22 protein-coding genes are annotated in these 20,990 nt (G+C 71.7%); 12 read left to right on the forward strand and 10 right to left on the reverse strand.

All coding sequences use genetic code 11. The annotated features are described in order from the left end of the window. Positions 1 to 153 precede the first annotated feature (153 nt). The 5 genes from ACZ303_RS08105 to mscL all read left to right on the forward strand — a co-directional run bounded on the left by ACZ303_RS08105 (position 154) and on the right by mscL (position 5,079). The gene (locus ACZ303_RS08105) at positions 154 to 1,653 is read left to right on the forward strand and encodes a potassium/proton antiporter (RefSeq protein ID WP_467336691.1); all 1,500 of its coding nucleotides are present in this window, start codon (positions 154 to 156) and stop codon (positions 1,651 to 1,653) included. Positions 1,654 to 1,866: 213 nt separating this feature from the next. Beyond that, positions 1,867 to 3,144, forward strand: a complete 1,278-nt coding sequence (locus ACZ303_RS08110) for an MFS transporter (RefSeq protein WP_467336295.1) — start codon at positions 1,867 to 1,869, stop codon at positions 3,142 to 3,144. A gap of 66 nt (positions 3,145 to 3,210) precedes the next feature. Continuing rightward, a complete protein-coding gene (locus tag ACZ303_RS08115; protein WP_467336297.1) occupies positions 3,211 to 3,543 on the forward strand; it encodes an FmdB family zinc ribbon protein in 333 nt (110 codons plus the stop codon). A 93-nt stretch (positions 3,544 to 3,636) separates the two neighbouring features. After that, positions 3,637 to 4,488 carry an S-methyl-5'-thioadenosine phosphorylase gene (locus ACZ303_RS08120; protein WP_467336299.1) on the forward strand — a complete coding sequence of 284 codons (852 nt, stop codon included), beginning with the start codon at positions 3,637 to 3,639 and terminating at the stop codon, positions 4,486 to 4,488. A gap of 117 nt (positions 4,489 to 4,605) precedes the next feature. Continuing rightward, the gene (gene mscL, locus ACZ303_RS08125; RefSeq protein WP_467336301.1) at positions 4,606 to 5,079 is read left to right on the forward strand and encodes a large conductance mechanosensitive channel protein MscL; all 474 of its coding nucleotides are present in this window, start codon (positions 4,606 to 4,608) and stop codon (positions 5,077 to 5,079) included. 66 nt (positions 5,080 to 5,145) lie between these two features. Here the strand turns inward: mscL and ACZ303_RS08130 are convergent, their stop codons facing one another. After that, complete coding sequence (locus tag ACZ303_RS08130) at positions 5,146 to 5,328, reverse strand: hypothetical protein (RefSeq protein ID WP_467336303.1); 183 nt, start codon at positions 5,326 to 5,328, stop codon at positions 5,146 to 5,148. Between the two features lie 84 nt (positions 5,329 to 5,412). On the opposite strand from ACZ303_RS08130, the gene ACZ303_RS08135 reads away from it, so the two are divergent. Together ACZ303_RS08135 and ACZ303_RS08140 are read left to right on the forward strand one after the other, a co-directional pair. After that, entirely contained in the window at positions 5,413 to 6,597 is a 1,185-nt protein-coding gene (locus ACZ303_RS08135; RefSeq protein WP_467336305.1) for a low temperature requirement protein A, read from the forward strand. Between the two features lie 71 nt (positions 6,598 to 6,668). Then, on the forward strand, positions 6,669 to 7,772 hold the full coding sequence (locus tag ACZ303_RS08140) for a P1 family peptidase (RefSeq protein WP_467336307.1): 1,104 nt from the start codon (positions 6,669 to 6,671) through the stop codon (positions 7,770 to 7,772). 94 nt (positions 7,773 to 7,866) lie between these two features. Here ACZ303_RS08140 and ACZ303_RS08145 read toward each other — a convergent pair whose 3' ends face one another. The 5 genes from ACZ303_RS08145 to ACZ303_RS08165 all read right to left on the reverse strand — a co-directional run bounded on the left by ACZ303_RS08145 (position 7,867) and on the right by ACZ303_RS08165 (position 11,734). After that, positions 7,867 to 8,589, reverse strand: a complete 723-nt coding sequence (locus ACZ303_RS08145) for a VIT1/CCC1 transporter family protein (protein WP_467336309.1) — start codon at positions 8,587 to 8,589, stop codon at positions 7,867 to 7,869. 12 nt (positions 8,590 to 8,601) lie between these two features. Further along, positions 8,602 to 9,381, reverse strand: a complete 780-nt coding sequence (locus ACZ303_RS08150) for a class I SAM-dependent methyltransferase (RefSeq protein WP_467336311.1) — start codon at positions 9,379 to 9,381, stop codon at positions 8,602 to 8,604. Positions 9,382 to 9,440: 59 nt separating this feature from the next. Next, on the reverse strand, positions 9,441 to 9,578 hold the full coding sequence (locus tag ACZ303_RS08155) for a hypothetical protein (protein ID WP_467336313.1): 138 nt from the start codon (positions 9,576 to 9,578) through the stop codon (positions 9,441 to 9,443). After that, on the reverse strand, positions 9,575 to 10,012 hold the full coding sequence (locus tag ACZ303_RS08160; protein WP_467336315.1) for a GntR family transcriptional regulator: 438 nt from the start codon (positions 10,010 to 10,012) through the stop codon (positions 9,575 to 9,577). Before ACZ303_RS08160 ends, ACZ303_RS08155 begins: the two co-directional genes overlap by 4 nt. A 207-nt stretch (positions 10,013 to 10,219) precedes the next feature. Further along, positions 10,220 to 11,734 (reverse strand): MFS transporter, encoded by a 1,515-nt coding sequence (locus tag ACZ303_RS08165; RefSeq protein WP_467336317.1) that lies wholly within the window; start codon positions 11,732 to 11,734, stop codon positions 10,220 to 10,222. Between the two features lie 96 nt (positions 11,735 to 11,830). On the opposite strand from ACZ303_RS08165, the gene ACZ303_RS08170 reads away from it, so the two are divergent. Further along, the gene (locus ACZ303_RS08170) at positions 11,831 to 12,826 is read left to right on the forward strand and encodes a helix-turn-helix transcriptional regulator (RefSeq protein ID WP_467336319.1); all 996 of its coding nucleotides are present in this window, start codon (positions 11,831 to 11,833) and stop codon (positions 12,824 to 12,826) included. Between the two features lie 312 nt (positions 12,827 to 13,138). On the opposite strand, the gene ACZ303_RS08175 is transcribed toward ACZ303_RS08170, so the two are convergent. Further along, the gene (locus ACZ303_RS08175; protein WP_467336321.1) at positions 13,139 to 14,146 is read right to left on the reverse strand and encodes a sigma-70 family RNA polymerase sigma factor; all 1,008 of its coding nucleotides are present in this window, start codon (positions 14,144 to 14,146) and stop codon (positions 13,139 to 13,141) included. 444 nt (positions 14,147 to 14,590) lie between these two features. Between ACZ303_RS08175 and ACZ303_RS08180 the strand changes: the two genes are divergently transcribed. From ACZ303_RS08180 to ACZ303_RS08190, 3 genes are all read left to right on the forward strand, one after another. Next, positions 14,591 to 15,010: a PPOX class F420-dependent oxidoreductase gene (locus ACZ303_RS08180; RefSeq protein WP_467336323.1), complete on the forward strand. Its 420-nt coding sequence runs from the start codon at positions 14,591 to 14,593 to the stop codon at positions 15,008 to 15,010. A gap of 136 nt (positions 15,011 to 15,146) precedes the next feature. Next, positions 15,147 to 15,587, forward strand: coding sequence for a hypothetical protein (locus tag ACZ303_RS08185; RefSeq protein ID WP_467336325.1), 441 nt, complete (start codon positions 15,147 to 15,149; stop codon positions 15,585 to 15,587). Between the two features lie 92 nt (positions 15,588 to 15,679). Next, a complete protein-coding gene (locus tag ACZ303_RS08190) occupies positions 15,680 to 16,765 on the forward strand; it encodes a questin oxidase family protein (RefSeq protein ID WP_467336327.1) in 1,086 nt (361 codons plus the stop codon). 41 nt (positions 16,766 to 16,806) lie between these two features. Here the strand turns inward: ACZ303_RS08190 and ACZ303_RS08195 are convergent, their stop codons facing one another. Beyond that, entirely contained in the window at positions 16,807 to 17,622 is an 816-nt protein-coding gene (locus ACZ303_RS08195; RefSeq protein ID WP_467336329.1) for a dioxygenase family protein, read from the reverse strand. Between the two features lie 175 nt (positions 17,623 to 17,797). On the opposite strand from ACZ303_RS08195, the gene ACZ303_RS08200 reads away from it, so the two are divergent. Continuing rightward, positions 17,798 to 18,355, forward strand: a complete 558-nt coding sequence (locus ACZ303_RS08200; RefSeq protein ID WP_467336331.1) for a MarR family winged helix-turn-helix transcriptional regulator — start codon at positions 17,798 to 17,800, stop codon at positions 18,353 to 18,355. Between the two features lie 111 nt (positions 18,356 to 18,466). Here the strand turns inward: ACZ303_RS08200 and ACZ303_RS08205 are convergent, their stop codons facing one another. Further along, complete coding sequence (locus ACZ303_RS08205) at positions 18,467 to 19,969, reverse strand: MFS transporter (protein ID WP_467336333.1); 1,503 nt, start codon at positions 19,967 to 19,969, stop codon at positions 18,467 to 18,469. A gap of 110 nt (positions 19,970 to 20,079) precedes the next feature. Next, positions 20,080 to 20,760, reverse strand: coding sequence for a TetR/AcrR family transcriptional regulator (locus ACZ303_RS08210; protein ID WP_467336335.1), 681 nt, complete (start codon positions 20,758 to 20,760; stop codon positions 20,080 to 20,082). Positions 20,761 to 20,990: the final 230 nt, after the last annotated feature.

The raw sequence follows: 20,990 nt of genomic DNA on the forward strand, positions 1-20,990 counted from the left end.
GGACCGGCACAGTGACATGAATCGCGATCAGTCCCTGTGGCGACGATCACGCGTCAAGAACCCGTAAAATATTAGGTTAGGAAATGAAGTTCCGGTCGGTTGAAGGAACGTTTCGGCCGATATCCGTGGAAAGACTCGTGAAGGGACCGGCCCCTGACTGTCCACCACCTCAACGAACTCCTGCTGATCTGCTCTCTCGTACTGCTCGTCGCGGTGGCGGCGGTGCGGGTCTCCTCGCGCAGCGGGCTCCCCAGCCTGCTCATCTATCTCGGCATCGGCGTCGCCATCGGCCAGGACGGCATCGGTGTCTCCTTCAACGACGTCGGGCTCACCCAGACGATCGGCTATGCCGCGCTCGTGGTGATCCTCGCCGAGGGCGGCCTCGGCACGAAGTGGCACGAGATCAAGCCCGCCCTTCCCGCCGCGGCCGTGCTCTCCACCGTCGGCGTCGCCCTCAGCGTGGGCATCACCGCCGCGGCCGCGCACTACCTGGCCGGCGTCGAGTGGCGCCAGGCGCTGATCATCGGTGCCGTGGTCTCCTCCACCGACGCGGCGGCCGTCTTCTCCGTACTGCGGAACGTGCCGCTCCCCTCCCGCCTGACCGGTGTCCTGGAGGCGGAGTCCGGCTTCAACGACGCCCCCGTCGTCATCCTCGTCGTCGCGTTCTCCGCGGCCGGTCCGGTCGACCACTGGTACGTGCTCGTCGGGAAGATCGCCCTGGAGCTGGCGATCGGCGCGGCCATCGGCCTCACGGTCGGCTTCCTCGGCGCGTACGGACTGCGACATGTGGCGCTGCCCGCCTCCGGCCTCTATCCGATCGCCGTGATGGCCATCGCCACCGCCGCCTACGCCGGTGGCGCGCTCGCGCACGGTTCCGGCTTCCTGGCCGTCTATCTGGCCGCGCTGATCCTGGGCAACGCCAAGCTGCCGCACTATCCGGCCACCCGCGGCTTCGCCGAGGGGCTCGGCTGGATCGCGCAGATCGGCATGTTCGTCCTGCTCGGCCTGCTGGTCACCCCGCACGAGCTGGGCGACGACATCGTCCCCGCGCTCGTCGTCGGCCTGGTGCTGACCATGGTGGCCCGCCCGCTGTCGGTGTTCCTGAGCACCGCGCCGTTCCGTACGACCTGGCAGGAGAACACCCTGCTCTCCTGGGCCGGGCTGCGCGGCGCCGTCCCGATCGTGCTGGCCACCATCCCGATGGTGGCCGAGGTCAACGACAGCCGCCGGATCTTCAACATCGTCTTCGTGCTGGTGATCGTCTACACCCTGGTGCAGGGCCCGACGCTGCCCTGGCTGGCCAGGCGGCTGCGGCTGGGCGACAGCGAGCCGGAGGACCTGGGCATCGAGTCCGCGCCGCTGGAGCGGCTGCGCGGCCATCTGCTGTCGGTGGCGATCCCCGAGGGGTCGAAGATGCACGGCGTGGAGGTCGGCGAGCTGAGGCTGCCCGGCGGGGCCGCGGTCACCCTGGTCGTACGGGGCGGGAAGAGCTTCGTCCCGGCGCCCACGACCGTGCTGGCCAAGGGCGACGAGCTGCTGGTGGTGGCCACCGACCCGGTGCGCGACGCGGCGGAGAAACGGCTGCGCGCGGTCGGCGAGGGCGGAAAGCTTGCGGGCTGGCTGGGTACTACGGGTACGATAAGAGAGACGTAATCTATTTACAGTCGAAAACTTCAGTAAATCTTCACTACCGAACCAACTCTGCCTGATGCAGGGCTGGCGCGACCGCACGGCGGCCGCGGTCGCGCAACACAAGGCGGCCCGCTCGGCATCTACCACGGTCCTGCGCGAGAGGACAGCTCTCGGCGCGCTCCGTGCGGCGATCCCGTCTGGAGTGCGCTACCAGGCGGCGGAAAGGCCCAGGCCGTGGCATCCACGGTCAACGACCGCACCGGGGCACGCCCCGGATACGGACAGTTGCTGCGCACTCGAGGCGCCTGGACGTTCCTGCTCCCCGGCTTTCTGGCCCGGCAGCCGTTCGCGATGCTGACCATCGGCATCCTGCTGCTGGTCGAGCACACCACCGACTCGTACGGCATCGCCGGCGCCGTCTCCGCGACGGCGGGCGTCGCCATGGCGCTCTTCGCCCCGCAGAGCGGCAAGCTCGCCGACCGCTTCGGGCAGAGCAGGGTCCTGGTGCCCGGTGTGGTCGTGCACGCCGCGGCGATCTCCCTGCTGATCACCCTGGCACTGGCGGACGCTCCGCTGTGGGCGCTCTTCGTCGCGGCGGTGCCCGCCGGTGCCTCGACGCCCCAGGTCGGCCCCATGGTGCGGGCCCGCTGGGCGGCGAAGCTGGAGGGCTCGCCGCTGATGACGACGGCGGCGGCCTTCGAGTCGGTCACCGACGAGTTCACGTTCGTGATCGGTCCGGTGCTGGCCACCGCGCTGTGCACGAGCGTTCACCCGGCGGCCGGTCTGGTCACCGAGGCGGTGCTCACGCTCGTCGGCGGTCTGCTGTTCGCCGCCCAGCGGCGCACCCAGCCCGAGCCGAGCCGGACGGCGTCCGGCGGCCACGAGAAGAGCGCGTCGGCGCTGTCCGTGCCCGGTGTCCGGGTGCTGGCCGTCGCCTTCCTCGGCATCGGCGCCGTCTTCGGCGGCATGCAGGTGTCGATGACCGCCTTCACCAAGGAGCTCGGCGAGCCGGGTCTCAACGGTCTGATGTACGGAACGTTCGCGGCCGGAAACATGATCGCGGGCCTGGTCTGCGGTGCCATCGCCTGGCGGGTGACCCCGCAGCGCCGGCTGCTGATCGCCTACCCGCTGCTGGTGCTGGCCACCAGCCCGCTGTGGGCGGCCCACGCGCTGCCGGTCCTGGGCGGGCTCGGCCTGCTCGTCGGCCTGTGCATCGCCCCGGCGCTGATCACCGGCTACACGCTGGTGGAGAAGCTCGTCCCGGCGAGCGCCCGCACCGAGGCGTTCACCTGGCTGACCGGCTCGGTCGGTCTCGGTCAGGCGGCGGGCGCCGCGATCGGCGGCAAGTTGATCGACGGCCACACCGCGAGCACCGGATTCCTGGTGCCCCTGGTGGGCACGGCGGCGGCCGCGGTGGTCCTGCTGACGCTGCGCAAGGCGCTCACGCCCAGGAGCGAGTCGCGGATCGCGGCGCGTGGGGTCGGTCACCGCGAGCCCGTCCCGGTGGACTGACGGCCGGGAATGCTGCACTATGGATCGTCGTTAGCACTCAATGAGTGAGAGTGCCAGGAGGAGCAAGTGCCGACTTACCAGTACCAGTGCACCGAGTGCGGCGAGGGCCTCGAGGCGGTGCAGAAGTTCACCGATGACGCCCTGACCGTTTGCCCGAGCTGTGACGGACGCCTGAAGAAGGTGTTCTCCGCGGTCGGCATCGTCTTCAAGGGCTCCGGCTTCTACCGCAACGACAGCCGTGGCGCGTCGTCCAGCAGCAGCCCGGCGAAGGCGGCGAGCCCGTCCACGTCGAAGAGCGGCTCGGACTCGTCCGCGTCCTCCTCGTCGTCCACGACGACCTCCCCCGCTTCGTCGTCGAGCTCCTCGACGACGTCGAGCAGCACCTCGTCGGCCGCCTGACGGCCCGGCGACCCCAGCGCACCGGAGCCCGCCGCCTCTCCCCGAGAGGCGGCGGGCTCCTTCGCGTGCGGGGCCGCCACTAGGGTGGGCGTCATGGTCGAATTGGGCACGGTGCGTGCGGACATAGGCGTGATCGGTGGATCCGGGTTCTACTCCTTCCTGGACGACGTGACCGAGATCACGGTGAAGACGCCCTACGGGGCGCCGAGCGATTCGCTCTTCGTCGGCGAGCTGGCCGGCCGCAAGGTCGCCTTCCTCCCGCGCCACGGTCGCGGCCACACCCTCCCGCCGCACCGCATCAACTACCGGGCCAACCTCTGGGCGCTGCGGTCGGTGGGCGTACGGCAGGTGCTGGGCCCGTGCGCGGTGGGCGGGCTGCGGCCGGAGTACGGGCCGGGGACGCTGCTCGTACCGGACCAGCTGGTGGACCGTACGAAGGCGCGTGCGCAGACCTTCTTCGACGGCGAGCCGCTGGCCGACGGTACGGTCCCGAACGTCGTGCACACGACCTTCGCCGACCCCTACTGCCCCGTCGGCCGCGGCGTGGCCGTCGCGGTGGCGCGCGGGCACGGCTGGGAGCCGGTGGTGGACGGCGGCACGATGGTGGTCATCGAGGGGCCGCGCTTCTCCACGCGCGCCGAATCGCGCTGGCACGCCGCCCAGGGCTGGTCGGTGGTCGGTATGACCGGGCACCCCGAGGCGGTGCTCGCCCGCGAGCTGGGCCTCTGCTACACCTCGATGGCGCTGGTCACGGACCTGGACGCGGGCGCCGAGACGGGCGAGGGCGTCTCCCATGAGGAAGTGATGCGCGTCTTCGCGCAGAACGTGGGCAGGCTGCGCGACGTGCTCTTCGCGGCGGTGTGCGCGCTGCCGGAGGCCGACGCGCGGGACTGCCTGTGCGCGGGGGTGCACACGGGCGGGGACCTGGGTATCCAGCTGCCTTAGCGGCTCGGACGGAACGGGGCGGCCGCGCGGAATCGGCGGAGCTGGCAAAATCTCCCGGACGTCCCGGAATCTGCTGTTCCGGGTGGGCGAAGACAGAAAGGCTGTTCGGTGAGTGCGGTGGGCGAGAAGAAGACAGGCGTCCTCGGGGGCTTCAAGGCGTTCCTGATGCGGGGCAACGTCATCGACCTCGCGGTCGCCGTCGTCATCGGAGCCGCGTTCACGAACATCGTGAACTCCGTGGTCAAGGGCGTGATCAATCCGGTCGTCGGCGCCTTCGGCACCAAGGACCTCGATCACTACGCGTCCTGCCTGAAGGGCCCCTGCGCCCGGAACAAGGCCGGCGTGGTGACCGACGGCGTCTTCATCCAGTGGGGCTCGGTGCTCAGCGCGACGCTCACCTTCGTGATCACGGCGGCGGTCGTCTACTTCCTGATGCTGCTGCCGATGAAGCGCTGGCAGGACCGCCAGGCGGCGCGCACGCCGGCCACCCCGGCGAAGGAGACGGAGCTGGAGTTGCTCACTCAGATCCGCGATGCGCTCGTGGAGCAGCGGCGGGGGCCGGGGGCCGACGCGGTGCCGGCGCAGAGGTGAGTGCCGGGGCTCCGCCCCGGGCCCCGGTCTTCGAACGCCGGACGGGCTGGAATTCCAGCCCGTCCTTCACACGTGATGCGGCGGCTTCTCGTCCAGGAAGCGGGCCAGGTCTGCGCCCGCGCTCTCGCCGTTGCCCGGCCGGTCGCCCCAGCCGCGGTCGGTGTCGTCCGCGGACTGCTGCGACAGCGGATCGTCGAAGATCAGGGCGGCGGGGCGCGGCCGCGGCGCGGGCTCGGGGACGGTACTCATGCCTCAAGAGTACGGGCAGGCCCCGGCTCCCTCCGCTGATCGCCTCCGCGCGCGGGCGGCGTCGTGCGCGGTGAGAATCGCCCTATGAGCGAGGACGCACCCCGCGCCCGGTCCGGCGTGCTGCGCAGGATGACCGAGCGCGGACGCGACGAGGAGCACCGCGCCGCGACACCGCTGGAGCTCTTCTTCGACCTGTGCTTCGTGGTGGCGGTGGCGCAGGCGGGCCGGCAGCTGGTGCACGCGCTCGCCGAGGGGCATCCGGAGCACGGTGTGCCCGGCTATCTGATGATGTTCTTCGCCGTGTGGTGGTCGTGGGTCAACTTCTCGTGGTTCTCCTCCGCCTACGACACCGACGACGTGCCCTACCGCGTGGTGACGCTCGTCCAGATGGCCGGGGTACTGATCCTCGCGGCCGGTGTGCCGCGGGCGTTCGAGCACAGCGACTTCGCGGTGGTCTGGTTCGGCTATCTGGTCATGCGGCTGGCGCTGGTGACGCAGTGGCTGCGGGCGGCGCGGTCGTCGACGGGCGAGGAGCGGCGCACGGCGCTGCTGTACGCGGCCGGGGTCAGCCTGTGCCAGGTCGGCTGGCTGGGCGTGCTCTTCCTGCCCGATCACGCCAAGCCGTGGCTGTTCCTGGCGATGGCGGTCGTCGAGATGGCGGTCCCGGCCGTCGCCGAGCGCCGCCATCAGACGGGCTGGCATCCGCACCACATCGCGGAGCGGTACGGGCTGTTCACCATCATCGTGCTCGGCGAGACCATCCTGGCGGCCACCACCGCCGTCCAGTCGGCGCTGGACGAGGACGAGGCGCTGGGTTCGCTGCTGCCGATCGCCGCCGGCGGGCTGCTGATCATCTTCGCCGCGTACTGGATCTACTTCGCCGTGCCCATCCATCTGCACCTGGCCTCCAACCGGCAGGCGTTCCTGTGGGGTTACGGCCACTATCTGGTCTTCGGCTCGGCGGCCGCCGTGGGCGCGGGCATCGAGGTGGCGATCGAGGAGACGATCGGCAAGGCCCACATCTCGGCGCTCGCGGCGGCGTGCACGGTGACGGTGCCGACGGCGCTGTTCATGTTCTCGGTGTGGCTGATCCACTCCCGCCATCACAAGCGGGGCCCGGCCCAGCAGTTGGTGCTGCCGGTCTCGTCCGTGGCGGTGCTGGCCTGTACGTTCGCGGGCCGCTCGGCGGTCCTGGCCACGGGGTTGGTGGCGCTGGCGACGGTGGCGGTGGGCGTCGCGTTGCTGCTGCGGAGCGCGGCGGAGGACTGAGGTTTCACGATCCCCTCGCTCTTGGCGACAAAGCGACGTCGGCTCGCGGCCGCCGTGATACCCATGCCCCCATGACTGCTCCCACCACGCCCGGTCCCGTTCCCGGCCCCCGGGACGCCCTCACCGACATCCCCGGTCTGCGGGTCGGTCACGCGCGGCTGACCGGCGACCGCGCCCTGAGCGGTACCACCGTGGTGCTGACCGGCGACGGCGGTGCCGTGGCCGCCGTGGACGTGCGCGGCGGCGGCCCGGGGACGCGGGAGACCGACGCGCTCGACCCGCGCAACCTCGTCCAGCGGGTCGAGGCGGTCGTGCTCACCGGCGGCAGCGCGTTCGGCCTGGACGCCGCGTCGGGGGTGGTGGCCTGGCTGGAGGAGGCGGGGCGCGGCTTCCGGGTGGGCCCGGATCCGTCCCAGGTCGTGCCGGTCGTCCCGGCCGCGGCCCTGTTCGACCTCGGCCGCGGCGGCGACTGGCGGGCCCGGCCCGGCGCCGCGCTGGGCCGCGAGGCGGTCGAGGCGGCGGCTCGTACGGAGGAGGGGGCGCCCGTTCCGCTCGGCAATGCCGGTGCGGGCATGGGGGCGGTGGCCGGGGGACTCAAGGGCGGCGTCGGTTCGGCTTCCGTAGTACTGCCCTCCGGTACGACCGTGGCGGCCCTGGCGGTCGTCAACGCGGCGGGCTCGGTGGTGGAGCCGACGACCGGTGCGCTGTACGGGCGGCTGGCCGAGGGCGTCGTCGACGTGCCGGAGCCGGACCGGCACGCGGCCGCGCGGGACGCGCTGGCGGCGGCCCGACGGGCGTCGGCCGAACGGTCCGCCGCGTCGGTGCGGCCGCCACTGAACACCACGCTCGCGGTGGTCGCGACGGACGCGGTGCTGACGCGGGCCCAGGCGCAGAAGCTCGCCGGGACGGCGCATGACGGGTTGGCTCGGGCGGTGCGGCCTGTGCACTTGTTGAACGACGGGGACACGGTGTTCGCGTTGGCGACGGGGGGTCGGCCGCTGGTGGCCTCGGATGCGTTCGATGACGCGGGGGTGCTGGCGGCGGGGGCGCTCAACGAGATCTTGGCGGCGGGGGCGGATGTGGTGACTCGGGCGGTGGTGAAGGGGGTGCTTGCGGCGGAGGGTGTGGACGGGCCGGGTGGGGTGTTTCCGTCGTACGGGGGGTTGTACGGGTAGGTGTGGGCGGGCTGATCAAGCCCGGCCGGCGTTTGAGGCCAACGGGGGCCCGGGGGCTTGCCCCCGGTTCGGGAAGGGGCGGGTAGGGGGGAAATCAAACCCCCGCCGCCCCCAGCAGCACTCCCGCCCCATACGTCACCGCCATCGCCAACGCCCCACCCCCCGCATTGCGCAGCATCGCCCGCCCCGGCGGTGCGTCGCCCAGGCGGGCGCTTCCCCAGCCGCACAGGATCAGCGCGGCCAGGACGGCCACGACGGTGACCGGCAGGCGGACTGCCATGGGGGGCAGGACGATCGCCAGCAGCGGCAGCAGCGCGCCCGCCGTGAAGGCCAGGAAGCTCGCGCCGGCCGCGTGCCAGGGGTTGGTGAGTTCGTCGGGGTCGATGCCGAGTTCGACCTCGGCGTGGGCGCGGAGCGCGTCGTGTTCGGTGAGCTGCTCGGCGACCTCGCGGGCCAGCTCGTGGGTGATCCCCTTGGCTTCCAGCAGGCCGGTGAGCTCGTCGAGTTCGGCCTGCGGGGTGACCGCGAGCTCTTCTCGTTCCAGGGCCAGCGCGGCCCGTTCGGAGTCGCGCTGGGTGCTCACCGATACGTACTCCCCCGCCGCCATCGACATCGACCCGGCCAGCAGTCCGGCGAGTCCGGCGGTCAGGAGGGTGCCGCGCGCGTCCGTGGCGCCGGCGACGCCGACGACCAGGCCGGCGGTGGACACGATGCCGTCGTTGGCACCGAGGACGGCGGCCCGCAGCCAGTTCAGCCGGGGGCCGAGCCCGCCCACGTGTGCTTCGTCGTGCGAGGGAGAGGTCTCGTCGCTGCTCACGCAGCGAGGGTCTCACTCCGCCGCGCTCACCCGGATCTTCGACTGGCCGTGCGGCCGCCTCTCCCAGTCCTCCATGAAGCGCGCCCGCAGCCCGTGCCTCTCGGCGAGGGCGACCAGCGTCCCGGTGCGGTAGTAGAAGTCCTCACGCAGCACTTGGTGCTCGGCGCCCTCCGTGCGGTCGAACGTGAAGTCGAAGAAGCCGCCGGGGGCGAGCACCCGGCCGACGTGCGCCAGGCATTCGTCGATGATGTCGATCGGCGAGTGCGAGAAGACGCTGTGCGCGTGGACGACGTCGAAGTGCCCGTCGGGGAGGAAGTCGAGGGTGAGGTTCTTGGTGATGGTGAGATGGGGCAGCTTGTCCTGGAGGCCGTAGCTCGTCAGGGTCTGCTTGGCGGAGATGAGGATGTCGGGCGAGATGTCGATGCCGTAGTAGTTGCCGGTGTCGAGGTAGTCGATGAAGAGCCGGCCCGCCCGCAGGTTGCCGCAGCCGATGTCGAGCATGCGGTGGCGCGGGGCGAGGCCGTGCTCCTTGAGGTAGTCGAACTGCATCTCGCCCAGGGCGAGCCACCGGTCGTGGCTGCGGCTGCCGACGGCGGCCTCGGGGTCGCGCGCGGTGTCGGAGGCCATGACCGCGCGGTAGTAGTCGACATGGGCGGGGTGCTTGATGCGGAGCCAGCTGTCGCGCGCGGTGCGCTTGAGATAGGGCGCGATACGGGCCGGGTTGCTCACCGCGTAACGGATCTTGTGGCTGAGATTGCCGCGGTTCTTGAGCAGGGACTTGGCCGAGGACATGGGAGGTACCTCCGTCTGAGCTCGTGCGGGGGGAGGCCGGGGTTTCCGCCCGGCGGCGGTCAGAGGACGACTCGGCGGCGCAGCACCCAGCAGGTCAGCGCGATCAGCGTGGCGCAGTCCCGCAGCGCCCAGCCGCCGCGGAACCTCCGTCCGAGCCCTGTCGCCCTCAGGGCCGTCGAGGCGGTCGGGTCGCTCACGTGTCTTCCTCCATGGGCTGCGGTGTGCGGGGTGACGGGAGTACGGGCCGGTCCACCGGGAAGTGGTCGTCGAGCGCGGAGGCGGCGAGTGCCGCGATGTCCTCCCACTCCAGCCCGGCCGCGCGGGCCCGGGCCACCCAGGCGGTGGCCTCCGCGCGCAGCGGTGAGTCGGCGGCCGTCGCCGGCCGGGACAGCGAGCGCGTGACGAACGTGCCCCGGCCCGGCCGTGGCTCGACCAGGCCCTCGCGTTCCAGCTCCCGGTAGGCCCGGAGCACGGTGTTGGGGTTGATCGCGACGGCCGCGACCACCTCCTTCGCCGTGGGGAGCCGGTCCCCCGGTTCCAGGACGCCCAGGCGCAGGGCCTGTCTGACCTGGAGCACGAGTTGTCGGTAGGTCGCGACGCCGCTGCGCCGGTCTATCCGGAATGCGATCATTCGCACCCTCGTTTCACTAACGTGTTAGTGAAATGATGCGAAGAGATCACCGGTGCGTCAAATCCCGTCGGGCGGGCGCGGCGCGGGGAGGGAAGCGGGTACGACAGAGCCCCGTGCCGCCTGGAGGACAGGCGGCACGGGGCTCGGAGTGCGGCGGTGGGGCGGGTGGGTGACGCCCGGTCAGGCCGTGACCGTCACCGCCGCCCGCTAGCGCGCGGCGAGCTCCTTCTCCGGCTCCGGCTCACCGGCGGCGACGGCCTCGCCCGCCGGCCGCTCGTGGTGCGAACGCTTCGGCAGCAGGAACAGCAGCGCGAAGACGACCACGAGACCACCCGCGACCCACCACATCGCGTGCGTGAAGGCGTCACCGAAGATGTCCGCCAGCGCCTGGCGCCGGGGGTCCGCGTCGTCGACGACACCGAAGAAGGCGACCGAGACCAGGCCCAGGCCGAGCGCGTTGCCCAGCTGCTGGGTGGTGTTGATCAGGCCGGACGCGGAACCGGCGTGCTCACGCGGCACCTCCGACAGCACCGAGTCCGTGATCGGGGCGACGATCAGGCCCATGCCCACGCCCATCACGACCAGCGGCAGCGCCATCTGCCAGGACGCTATGCCCGCGCCGTAGCGGTCGGCCTCCCAGATGTAGATCAGCACGCCGGCCGCCATCACCAGCGCCCCGGCCTGGAGCACCTTGCGGCCGAACCTCGGCACCAGCTTCTGCACGGACATGCCGGCGGCCGTCGAGACGGCCAGCGAGAACGGGATGCCGGTCAGGCCCGCGCGCAGCGCCGACCAGCCCAGGCCGATCTGCATGTACAGCGTCCAGACCAGGAAGAAGATGCCGGTCGCGATGCCGAAGGTGAGCTGCACGCCGATGCCGGCCGAGAAGCTCTTGACCTTGAACAGCGACAGCTCGACCAGCGGCGAGCCGTCCTTGCGGGTCTTGTAGTGCTCGTACGCGACGAAGGCACCGAACACCGGCACCGCGAGGATCATGGATATGAAGCCCCACAGCGGCCAGTCGTGCTCGCGGCCCTGGGTGAGGGGGTAGAGCAGCATCAGCAGTCCGGCGCTGGCCAGGGCCACCCCGACCAGGTCCAGCTTGAGCGCCTGGGGCGCCTTGGACTCGGCGATGAAGCGCCGCCCGAGGATGAGTCCGGCGATGCCGACGGGGAGGTTGATCAGGAAGATCGGCCGCCACTCCAGGCCGAAGAGGTTCCACTGGGTGAGCAGCGCGCCCAGCAGCGGCCCGGAGACCGCGCCGAGGCCGACGACCGCGCCGAACATCCCGAAGACCTTGCCGCGCTCGTGGGCGGGGAAGGTGACGTGGATGATCGAGAGGACCTGAGGCACCATCAGCGCGCCCATCAGGCCCTGTAGTACGCGGGCGGCGACGAGGAGCTTCGGGTCGCTGACGACGCCGCAGAGCATCGAGGCGAGCGTGAAGCCGCCCATGCCGAGCAGGAACACCTTCTTGCGCCCGTAGATGTCACCGAGGCGTCCACCCGTGATCAGGCCGATGGCGAACGCGAGCGCGTAGCCCTCGCTGAGCCACTGCAGGACGCTGAAGGAGGCGCCGATGTCGCGCTGGATGCTCGGCATCGCGATGTTGACGATCGTGACGTCGACCAGGTCCATGAAGGACGCGGTCATCACGACCGCGAGCGCCAGCCAGCGACGGCGGTCCGCGGCGGCAGCGGCGGGTGGAGAGGCGGTGGTCATCAGGCGGTGGCCCTTTCCTGGACTTTCGGGAACAGCAACGACCTTAGAGGTCATGTAGGACAGACCGTGTCCCACTTCCCTGGCACGCTGGGTGACATGACCGACACCCCGGTACGGCTGTTGAATCTGCTCTCCCTGCTCCAGACCCCGCGCGAATGGCCGGGCAGCGAGCTCGCGGAGCGACTCGGTGTCACGACCCGCACGATCCGGCGCGACATCGAGCGGCTGCGGGATCTGGGCTATCCCGTACAGGCCACGATGGGCGCGGTCGGCGGATACCGGCTGGCCGCGGGGGCGGCGATGCCGCCGCTCGTCCTGGACGACGAGGAGGCGGTCGCCATCGCGGTGGGGCTGCGGGCGGGCGCGGGCCACGCGGTCGACGGCATCGAGGAGGCGTCGGTACGGGCCCTCGCGAAGCTGGAACAGGTGCTGCCGTCCCGGCTGCGGCACCGCGTCGCCGCGCTCCAGGCGGCGACCGTGCCGCTCACGGGCGGTGACGGCGCGACGGTCGACCCGCGGACGCTCACCGCGATGGCGGCCGCGGCGACGGGGCACGAGCGGCTGCGCTTCACATACCGCTCGGGCGACGGGACACGGACGCAGCGGCTCGTGGAGCCGCACCGGCTGGTGAGCACGGGGCGCCGCTGGTATCTGGTCGCGTACGACATCGACCGCACGGACTGGCGGACGTTCCGGGTGGACCGGGTGAGCAAGCCCTTCGCGACGGGGGCGCGGTTCGAGCCGCGGGAGTTGCCGGCGGCGGACGCGGCGGAGTTCATGAGCCGCTCCATGGCCCGCCTCCAGCCGACGTACCGCGTCGTCGCGACCCTCAACGCCCCGGCATCATCCGTAGCCGCCCGCCTCCCCCGCTCCATCGGCACCCCGGAACCCCTCGACGACGGAACATGCCGCCTGGACCTCACGACGGCGGACTCCCTGGAGTGGGTGGCGTTCCGCCTCGCACTCCTGGACTGCGATTTCCAGGTCCACGAGCCGCGCGAACTGATCGATCACCTGCGGGGGCTGGGGGCGCGGATCAGCCGCGCGGCGGGTTGTCCTGCGGACGGTCCTGCGAACGGCGGGGCGGGGTGAGGTTGGGCTTGCGGGGGACTTTGGGCTGTTCGGGGCCGCCGGACCGGCGGTGGGCGGCGGGGCCCGCACGGCCGCCCGGGGGGGCGGCACCGCCGGACCGGCCCACGGGGGCCGAGCACCGCTGCGGCGGGAAGTCCTTGCCCCGGCCCGGGCAAGGGGTCGCCGTCCGGCGGGGAGCGCGGGCTGTACGGGCCCGCAAGCACCGAACGGCGGCCGCGCCGCACCCGCGGCATAGGTGGGCCCCGACGCAGGGGGGGGTGGCGCCGGGGCCCGGTCTATGAGGTTATGCCCTATTAGGCCGCTGCGTCGAAATTACGCCGCCGCGTCGAAGCCGGTGTCGTGGGCCATCTTCTTCAGCTCCAGCAGCGCGTGCTTCTCGATCTGGCGGATTCGCTCGCGGGTCAGGCCGTGCTGCTTGCCGACCTCGGTCAGCGTGCGCTCGCGGCCGTCCTCGATGCCGTAGCGGGCCTTGATGATCGAGGCGGTGCGCTGATCGAGGCGGCTGATGAGGTCCTCCAGCTCCTCGCTGCGCAGCAGCGCGATCACGGACTGCTCGGGCGACACCGCGGAGGTGTCCTCCAGCAGGTCACCGAACTGGGTCTCGCCCTCGTCGTCCACGTGCATGTTCAGGCTGACGGGGTCGCGGGCCCAGTCGAGCACGTCGCCGACGCGCTCCGGCGTGGTGCCGAGCTCCTTGGCGATCTCCGTGTGCTCCGGGTCGCGGCCGTTCTCCCGGTTGAACTCGCGCTGGACGCGCCGGATCCGGCCCAGCTCCTCCACGAGGTGCACGGGCAGCCGGATCGTACGGGACTGGTCGGCTATGGAGCGGGTGATCGCCTGGCGGATCCACCACGTGGCGTACGTGGAGAACTTGAAGCCCTTGGTGTAGTCGAACTTCTCGACCGCGCGCACCAGGCCGGCGTTGCCCTCCTGGATGAGGTCGAGCAGGGGCAGACCGCTGCGCGGATAGCGGCGGGCGACGGCGACGACGAGACGGAGGTTGGACTTGATGAAGACGTCCTTGGCGCGGGCGCCCTCGGCGGCTATCGCCTCGAGCTCCTCGCGGGCCGCGTCCGCCGCTTTCTTGCCCGCGGCGTCGACGGCGCCGTCGAGGATCTGCTGGGCATAGACGCCCGCCTCGATGGTCTGGGACAGCTCGACCTCCTTCGCGGCGTCGAGCAGGGGCGTGCGCGCGATCTCGTCGAGGTACATGCCGACCAGGTCGCGGTCGGCGATTTCCCCGCCTGTGGCGCGAACACTGCTTGCCCCCTCAGCGCCCTTGGAGGCGGACTGACGACGGGCGACGGCACGGGTTGCCATGCGTGCTCCCTTGCGATGAGTGGGTCGCGGGACGGATGAGACTCTCCCTTCAAGGGCCCTTCCAGGGCGGACCTTGTCACGAGTGCCCCGTCCGATGGAAAGAACGACTGGAATCCGGACAGAATTCCCAGCGGGCATCTTCTTTTTTGTGATCATGCAGTACCCTGTCCGGCCACAGCCCGGGGCACACGTCGGCGAGGCCCGTGAAAGCGCAGGTGAGGGCGGGTCCCACGGTGCGTTCCGACACTTCCGGTCCACCGCGGTCGGTCCGGCGGTGCGGCGTGGTCCGTACGCTCCCGGCCGCACCGTCACCCGTGAAGACGACCTGGACGGCCGTCCGGTTGCCCAAGAGGTCCGGTAGGCCGGATTCCCCGGTTCTCCCTGTCCACACACCCCTTGGCGCGCCCTTGACCTCGATCCCGCTTGAGGTCCTACCGTCGCGGCATGTCTTTCACGGAGAAGGAACGCCACTACCTCGCCGGTCAGTCCCTCGGCCGGCTCGCGACCATCGGCCCGAAGGGCGGCCCGCAGGCGCGGCCGGTCGGCTTCGTCCTCAACGACGACGGCACGATCGACATCGGCGGCCCGGACCTCGCCGCCAGCCAGAAGTACCGCAACGCCCAGGCGCGCCCCGACGTCTGCCTGGTGGTCGACGACATGACGCCCGACGAGCCGGGCGCCGTCCGCCCCGGCTGGGGGCGCGGCGTGGAGATCCGCGGCCGCGCCGAGACGCTGACCGTCGACGAGCCGATCATCGCGCCCGCCGTCTTCAGCAACGACGTCATCCGTATCCACCCCACCCGGATCATCAGCTGGCACATCGACCCCGACAACCCGCGCGGTGAGGCCCGTAACGTCGGCTGAGCGGGCTCGTACCGCCGGCCGAGCGCGCGATCCGTCCGGTGCCGCGCACAGCCCTCGGCGTGATCGAGTTGCCGCCGCCCGGAGCCGGGTGTGGGCTGGTGGGACAGCAGAGCGCAGCGGCGAGAGGAGTCCCGCGATGCCGACGCACTCGATCATGCCCGGGCGGCACCACCGCGCCCACGAAGGACCCGGCCCGGTGGCCCGCGGCACCCACCTCCCGGCCACCGGCCACGCCGAACGCTGGACCCGGGCCGTGCCGCTCGTCGGCGGCCTCGCCCTCGGCCTGTACACCGTCTTCCTGGCGGGCCAGAACGACTTCTCCACGCCCATGGCCTGGCTCATCGGGCTGGCGGCGGCGCTCGTCTCGGCGGGCGTGGGATTCGTCCTGATCCGCGAGCGGAAGCGCATGACCACGGAGGTCCGCGCGGTGGCGTACGGGACGCTCTTCGGCGCCAGCATGGGCTTCCTCTACAGCCTGGGCGGCGGCCCGGTGCTACGAGCCATCGAGATCGGGCTGCTGCTGGGTCTGGGGATGGGCCTGGCCTCGTACTACGTCTTCTACTGCCACGAGCGCTGAGCCGACCCCGAAACGGCGAGCCGGAAACGGGGCCCTTGGATGTAGGACCTCAGACGGTTACGCACCCCTTACCGTGCGCCTAGCGTGAGCCCATGGCAGACATCGACACGCGTACGGCCACGCCCCCCACCGACGGAACCCTCGACGAAGCCCTCGAACGCCTGCACGCCACCGGCCCCGAGATCGACGGCTGGCTGAGCAACCACGCCCCCATGGCCGTCGAGGCGCTCGTGCGCCACGGCCGGGCATCGGCCGTCCACCCCTGGCTCGACGGCTACCGCGACCGGCTGGACGAGATGCCCCGGGCCGGCTATCCCGTCACCGACGCGAACTGGCGCGAGGCCCTCGGCAACCCCCGCCGCGTCGGCGACTGGATCACCCACTTCGACCGTCTCCTCGCCGAACGCCCCTGGCGCGCCGTGCTCGCGGAGTGGTGGCCCCGTCTGCTGCCCGGTGTCACGGCCGCCGCCGCGCACCCGCTCATCCGCGTCGGCCATGCCGTACGGACCCTCCTCGCGGAGGGCGGCGAGTCCGGCGGCACCGCGCCGCGCCGCGTCGAACTGGCGCACGCGCTCGGCTACTGGGCCGCCCGTCACCAGCCGCTCGCCACGCCCGTCGTCCCGGGCGGCACCGCGGGCACCGCCGAGGCGCTGGCCGGTCTGCCGCCCGTGCCCGAGCAGAGCGGCGGCCTCCGCGACCGCCTCGCCCAGCTGACCGCGACCCCGGGCTGGCCCGCCGCCGCGAGCGCGCTGCGCCCGGCCACGAGCCCCGACGAGGCGCGGACCCGGCTCGCCGCGCTGGTCCGGGACGCGACCCTGCGCTACGCGGCGTACGGGCACGGCAACCCGGTCATGATGGTCCACTCCGCGACCGCGCCCAACGCGGTCCTGCGCGTCCTCCCGGCCCTGCCGCGCGAGCTGTGGGCGGCGAGCCTGGCGGCGGCGTGGGAGGCGAGCGCGGTGGTGACGGCGGCGTACGCGGCCGCCGACCGGAGGCCGGTCACGGCCGGGCCGGCCACCGCCGAGGAGGCGTTCGAGCGGGCCGCCGCGCACGGCGACGCGCACACGATCAAGATGACGGACACCGCGCTGGACGTCGCGGCGGCGCACCCCGACGTCGCGCCGGAGGCCCTGGCGGCCGCCGCCGTCAGCAGCGAGTTGATCAGCCCGCTGCCGTGAGGGGTCCCGGCGCCCGCCCCCGGCCCACCGGACCGTACGGGCTACCCGAACTGCACCGACCGCTTCGCCAGCCCCATCCAGAAGCCGTCGATGACGCTGCGCCCGCGATCCAGCTCGCCCTCGGCGGCTCCCATGGTCACGAACAGCGGCGCGAAGTGCTCGGTGCGCGGGTGGGCGAGGCGGCCCGCCGGGGCCTTGTTCTCGAAGTCCAGCAGCGCGTCGAGGTCCTGCCCCTCCAGCGCCTCGCGCCCCCACGCGTCGAACTCCGCCGACCACGCGGGCGGCTCCGACCCCGCGTGCCGCAGCGCGGCGAGGTTGTGGGTGAAGAAGCCGCTGCCGACGATCAGCACGCCCTCGTCGCGCAGCGGCGCCAGCCTGCGCCCGATCTCCAGCAGCCGTTCCGGGTCGAGCGTGGGCATCGAGACCTGGAGCACGGGGATGTCGGCTTCGGGGAACATCTCGACCAGCGGTACGTACGCGCCGTGGTCCAGCCCCCGGTCCGGTATGTCCTGGACCGGCGTGCCGGGGGCGCGCAGCGCCTTGCGTACGCGCTCGGCGAGCTCCGGTGCGCCGGGGGCCGCGTACCGGACCTGGTAGTAGTGCTCGGGGAAGCCCCAGAAGTCGTACACCAGGGGCACGGTCACGGTGGCGCCGAGGGCGAGCGGCGCCTCCTCCCAGTGCGCGGAGACCATCAGGATCGCCGTGGGGCGCGGCAGCCCGGCCGACCAGGCGGCGAGCTGACCGGGCCACAGGTCGTCGTCGGCGAGGGGTGGTGCGCCATGGGAGAGGTAGAGCGCGGGCATGCGCCCCTCGGCGGGGCGGACGGCGGTGGCGACGGGGGTGGCGGTGTCCGGCATGGGCTCTCCAGGCTGTCCGGTCGCGGTCGCGGTCGGGGTCGCAATCGAGATCGCGGTCGCGGTCGCGGGAGGATTGCTTGAACTCTCAAGCGAATACTTCGAGCTTAGCCCTGCCTTATTTAAACTTCAAGGAACGTGCATCAAGAGGAAGCCGGCGGGTGAAACAGTGGATGTCATGACCAAACGACCTGTAGGGGACGCACAGGACACCGCGCGGAGCCCGGCCGAGGAGGTCGAGAGCGTGCCGGGCGGCGGACCGCGCTGGCTCAGCGCCGAGGAGCAGGGCGCCTGGCAGGCGTACCTCAACGCCACCACGCTCGTGGAGGACCACCTCGACCGGCAGCTCCAGCGCGACGCCGGGATGCCGCACATCTACTACGGGCTGCTCGTCCACCTCTCCGAGGCGCCGCGCCGCCGGCTGCGGATGACCGAGCTCGCCAGCGGCGCCAAGATCACCCGGTCCCGCCTCTCGCACGCCGTCGCGCGCCTGGAGAAGTACGGCTGGGTCCGGCGCGAGGAATGCCCCTCCGACAAGCGGGGGCAGCTGGCCGTCCTGACGGACGAGGGCTTCGAGACGCTGCGGCGCTCGGCGCCGGGCCATGTGGCCGCCGTCCGGGGCGCCATCTTCGACCGGCTCACCCCCGAACAGGTCACCCAGCTCGGCGACATCTGCCGCGCGATCGCGACGGGCCTCCAGCCGGAGACGGGCGCGGACCTGCCCTGGCTGCGCTGACCCGGCGCACAGCCGGGCCGTCCGGACATGTGTAAGGCCCTCCGCCCAATGGGCGGAGGGCCTTACACATCTCTGCGAATCCGCACCTCTACGGCACGGTCACGCCCGCACTCAGTGCGCCATGACCGGCAGCGCGTCCTCCACACCCTCGCCGTCACCGGACGCGGCGGCCGGGCCGCCCTGGTGACCGGCGTTGATCGCGACGACCGCGATCAGCGCGGACAGGACGAGGATGCCGACGGCCCACCACACCGCGGTGGAGTAGCCGTGCACCATCGACTGGAAGGTGAGCGTCTTGTCCGGGACGGGACCCGTCATGTGCGACTTGAGGTAGTCGGTGGTGGCGCTGGCGGCGATGGTGTTGAGCAGCGCGGTGCCGATGGCGCCGCCGACCTGCTGCGAGGTGTTGACCATCGCCGAGGCGACACCGGCGTCACGGGGCTGCACGCCGTAGGTGGACAGGCTCATGGCGGGCATGAAGGCCGTACCCATGCCGAGGCCCATCAGCAGCAGGCCGGGCAGGACCACCAGGGTGTACGAGGTGTCCAGGTCGATCTGCGTGAGCAGCACCATGCCGACGGCGGCGAGCAGGAAGCCCGGACCCATCAGCCAGCGCGCCGGGACGCGGGTCATCAGGCGCGCGCCGATCTGCGTCGAACCGGCGATCATCGTGGCGATCATCGGGAGGAACGCGAGACCGGTCTTGACCGGGGAGTAGCCCCGGACGACCTGGAGATAGAAGGTCAGGAAGAGGAACAGGCCGAACATCGCGATCGCGGCGAGGCCGAGGGAGACGTAGACGCCACCGCGGTTGCGGTCGGTGAGGACGCGCAGCGGCAGCAGCGGCGCCTTGACCTTCGTCTCGACGTACACGAACGCGGCCAGCAGCACGGCCGCGGCGACGAACAGGCCGACGGTGCTGCCGGACGTCCAGCCGTGGGACTCGGCGCGGGTGAAGCCGTAGACGAGCGAGACCAGGCCGAGGGTGGCCAGGACGACGCCGGGGATGTCCAGCTTCGAGGGGTTGCGGCTGCCGGCGGGCTCGTGGACCACGATGATGGCGCCGATCGCGGCGACGACGGCGAAGGGGATGTTCACGAAGAACGTCCAACGCCAGTTCAGGTACTCGGTGAAGAGGCCGCCGAGGATGAGCCCGACACCACCGCCGGCACCGGCGATGGCACCGAAGATGCCGAACGCCTTGGCGCGCTCCTTCGACTCGGTGAACAGCACGGCGAGCAGCGACAGCGCCGCGGGGGCGAGCAGGGCGCCGAAGACACCCTGAAGGGCGCGGGCGCCCAGCAGCATGCCGGTGTTGACCGCGGCACCGCCGAGGGCGGAGGCCGCCGCGAAGCCGATCAGGCCGATGACGAAGGCGCGCTTGCGACCCCACAGGTCGGAGATCCGGCCGCCGAAGAGGAGCAGACCGCCGAAGGCGAGGGCGTAGGCCGTGATGACCCACTGCCGGTTGCCGTCCGAGATGCCGAGGTCGGTCTGCGCGGAGGGCAGCGCGATGTTCACGATGGTCGCGTCGAGGACGACCATCAGCTGGGCGAGGGCGATGAATATGAGCGCTTTCCAGCGCCTGGGGTCCGGTTGGGTGGTGAGTGGCATGGGTGGGGCCTACCTAGCGTTGCGGAGAAGAGGTGCGGTACTGAACAACTGGACGGAAGAGCGGCGCCATATGTGACACGGCGCCATGCGGCACGGCGGGTGACGCGGCGTCATGTGCGGCATTTACGGCGCAGATCCTCCAAGGTCGCGGCGGAGCCGGGCAGTTCGGAACGGGCGGGCGTCATCAGCCCGTCCAGGAACAGCTGGAGGTGCCGATGGACGAAATGGTCGAAGTCGCCACAGCCGGAGCCCGGCAGCGGCCTGGTGAGCTGGGTGATGGCGACCATCAGATCGCCGACGGCGATGTCCGACCGCAGCTGCCCGGACGCCCGGGCCGCGACCATCAGGGCGTCGATCCCGCGCTCCAGCCGGTCACGGGCGTCGACCTGTTCGGGATGCCGCTGGTCGACGCCGTCGGCGAGCAGGGGGCAGAGCGCCCCGATCCGCTCGTCGGCCGCGGCATGGACGAAGCGCCTCAGCGCGACGAAAGCATCGGGCTCCTCAGCTCGTGCCGTCTCGGCCTGGTCCGCGATGCGGGCCATGACGGAGAGAGTGACATGGTGGATCAGCTCGCGGCGGTCCGCGAAGTGCCGATACAGCGTGGCATTTCCCACCCCTGCCCGTCGAGCGATTTCATCGAGCGAGGACTCGACCCCGTGTTCGACGAACGCTTCACGGGCGGCGGAGACGATCCGCTCCCGGTTGCGCAGGGCGTCCGCGCGGAGGCGGGGCTGCTGGGCGGTGGCCACGTTCGGCACTCCTTCCTGTCCTGTCCTTGTGCCGCACGTCATCTCCGTGCGGCGGGCCGTAAGCGGGGAGCGGATCCCCGCTTCGCTCGAACGAAAAGGTAAACGGGGAGGGCTTCCCCGGTTATTTCGCCCTTGGGGCGTGACCTGTGCCACACCGTCCACCGGGTGGCCCGCCCCCATCTGCCACGCCCAGGGAGCGCGCGGCCGCATACCGGCCCAGGGTGGTCGGACGACAGCGGAACAGACGCAGAAGCGGAGTACGAACAGCGGCC

The organism is Streptomyces sp. NPDC023527, from assembly GCF_055560115.1.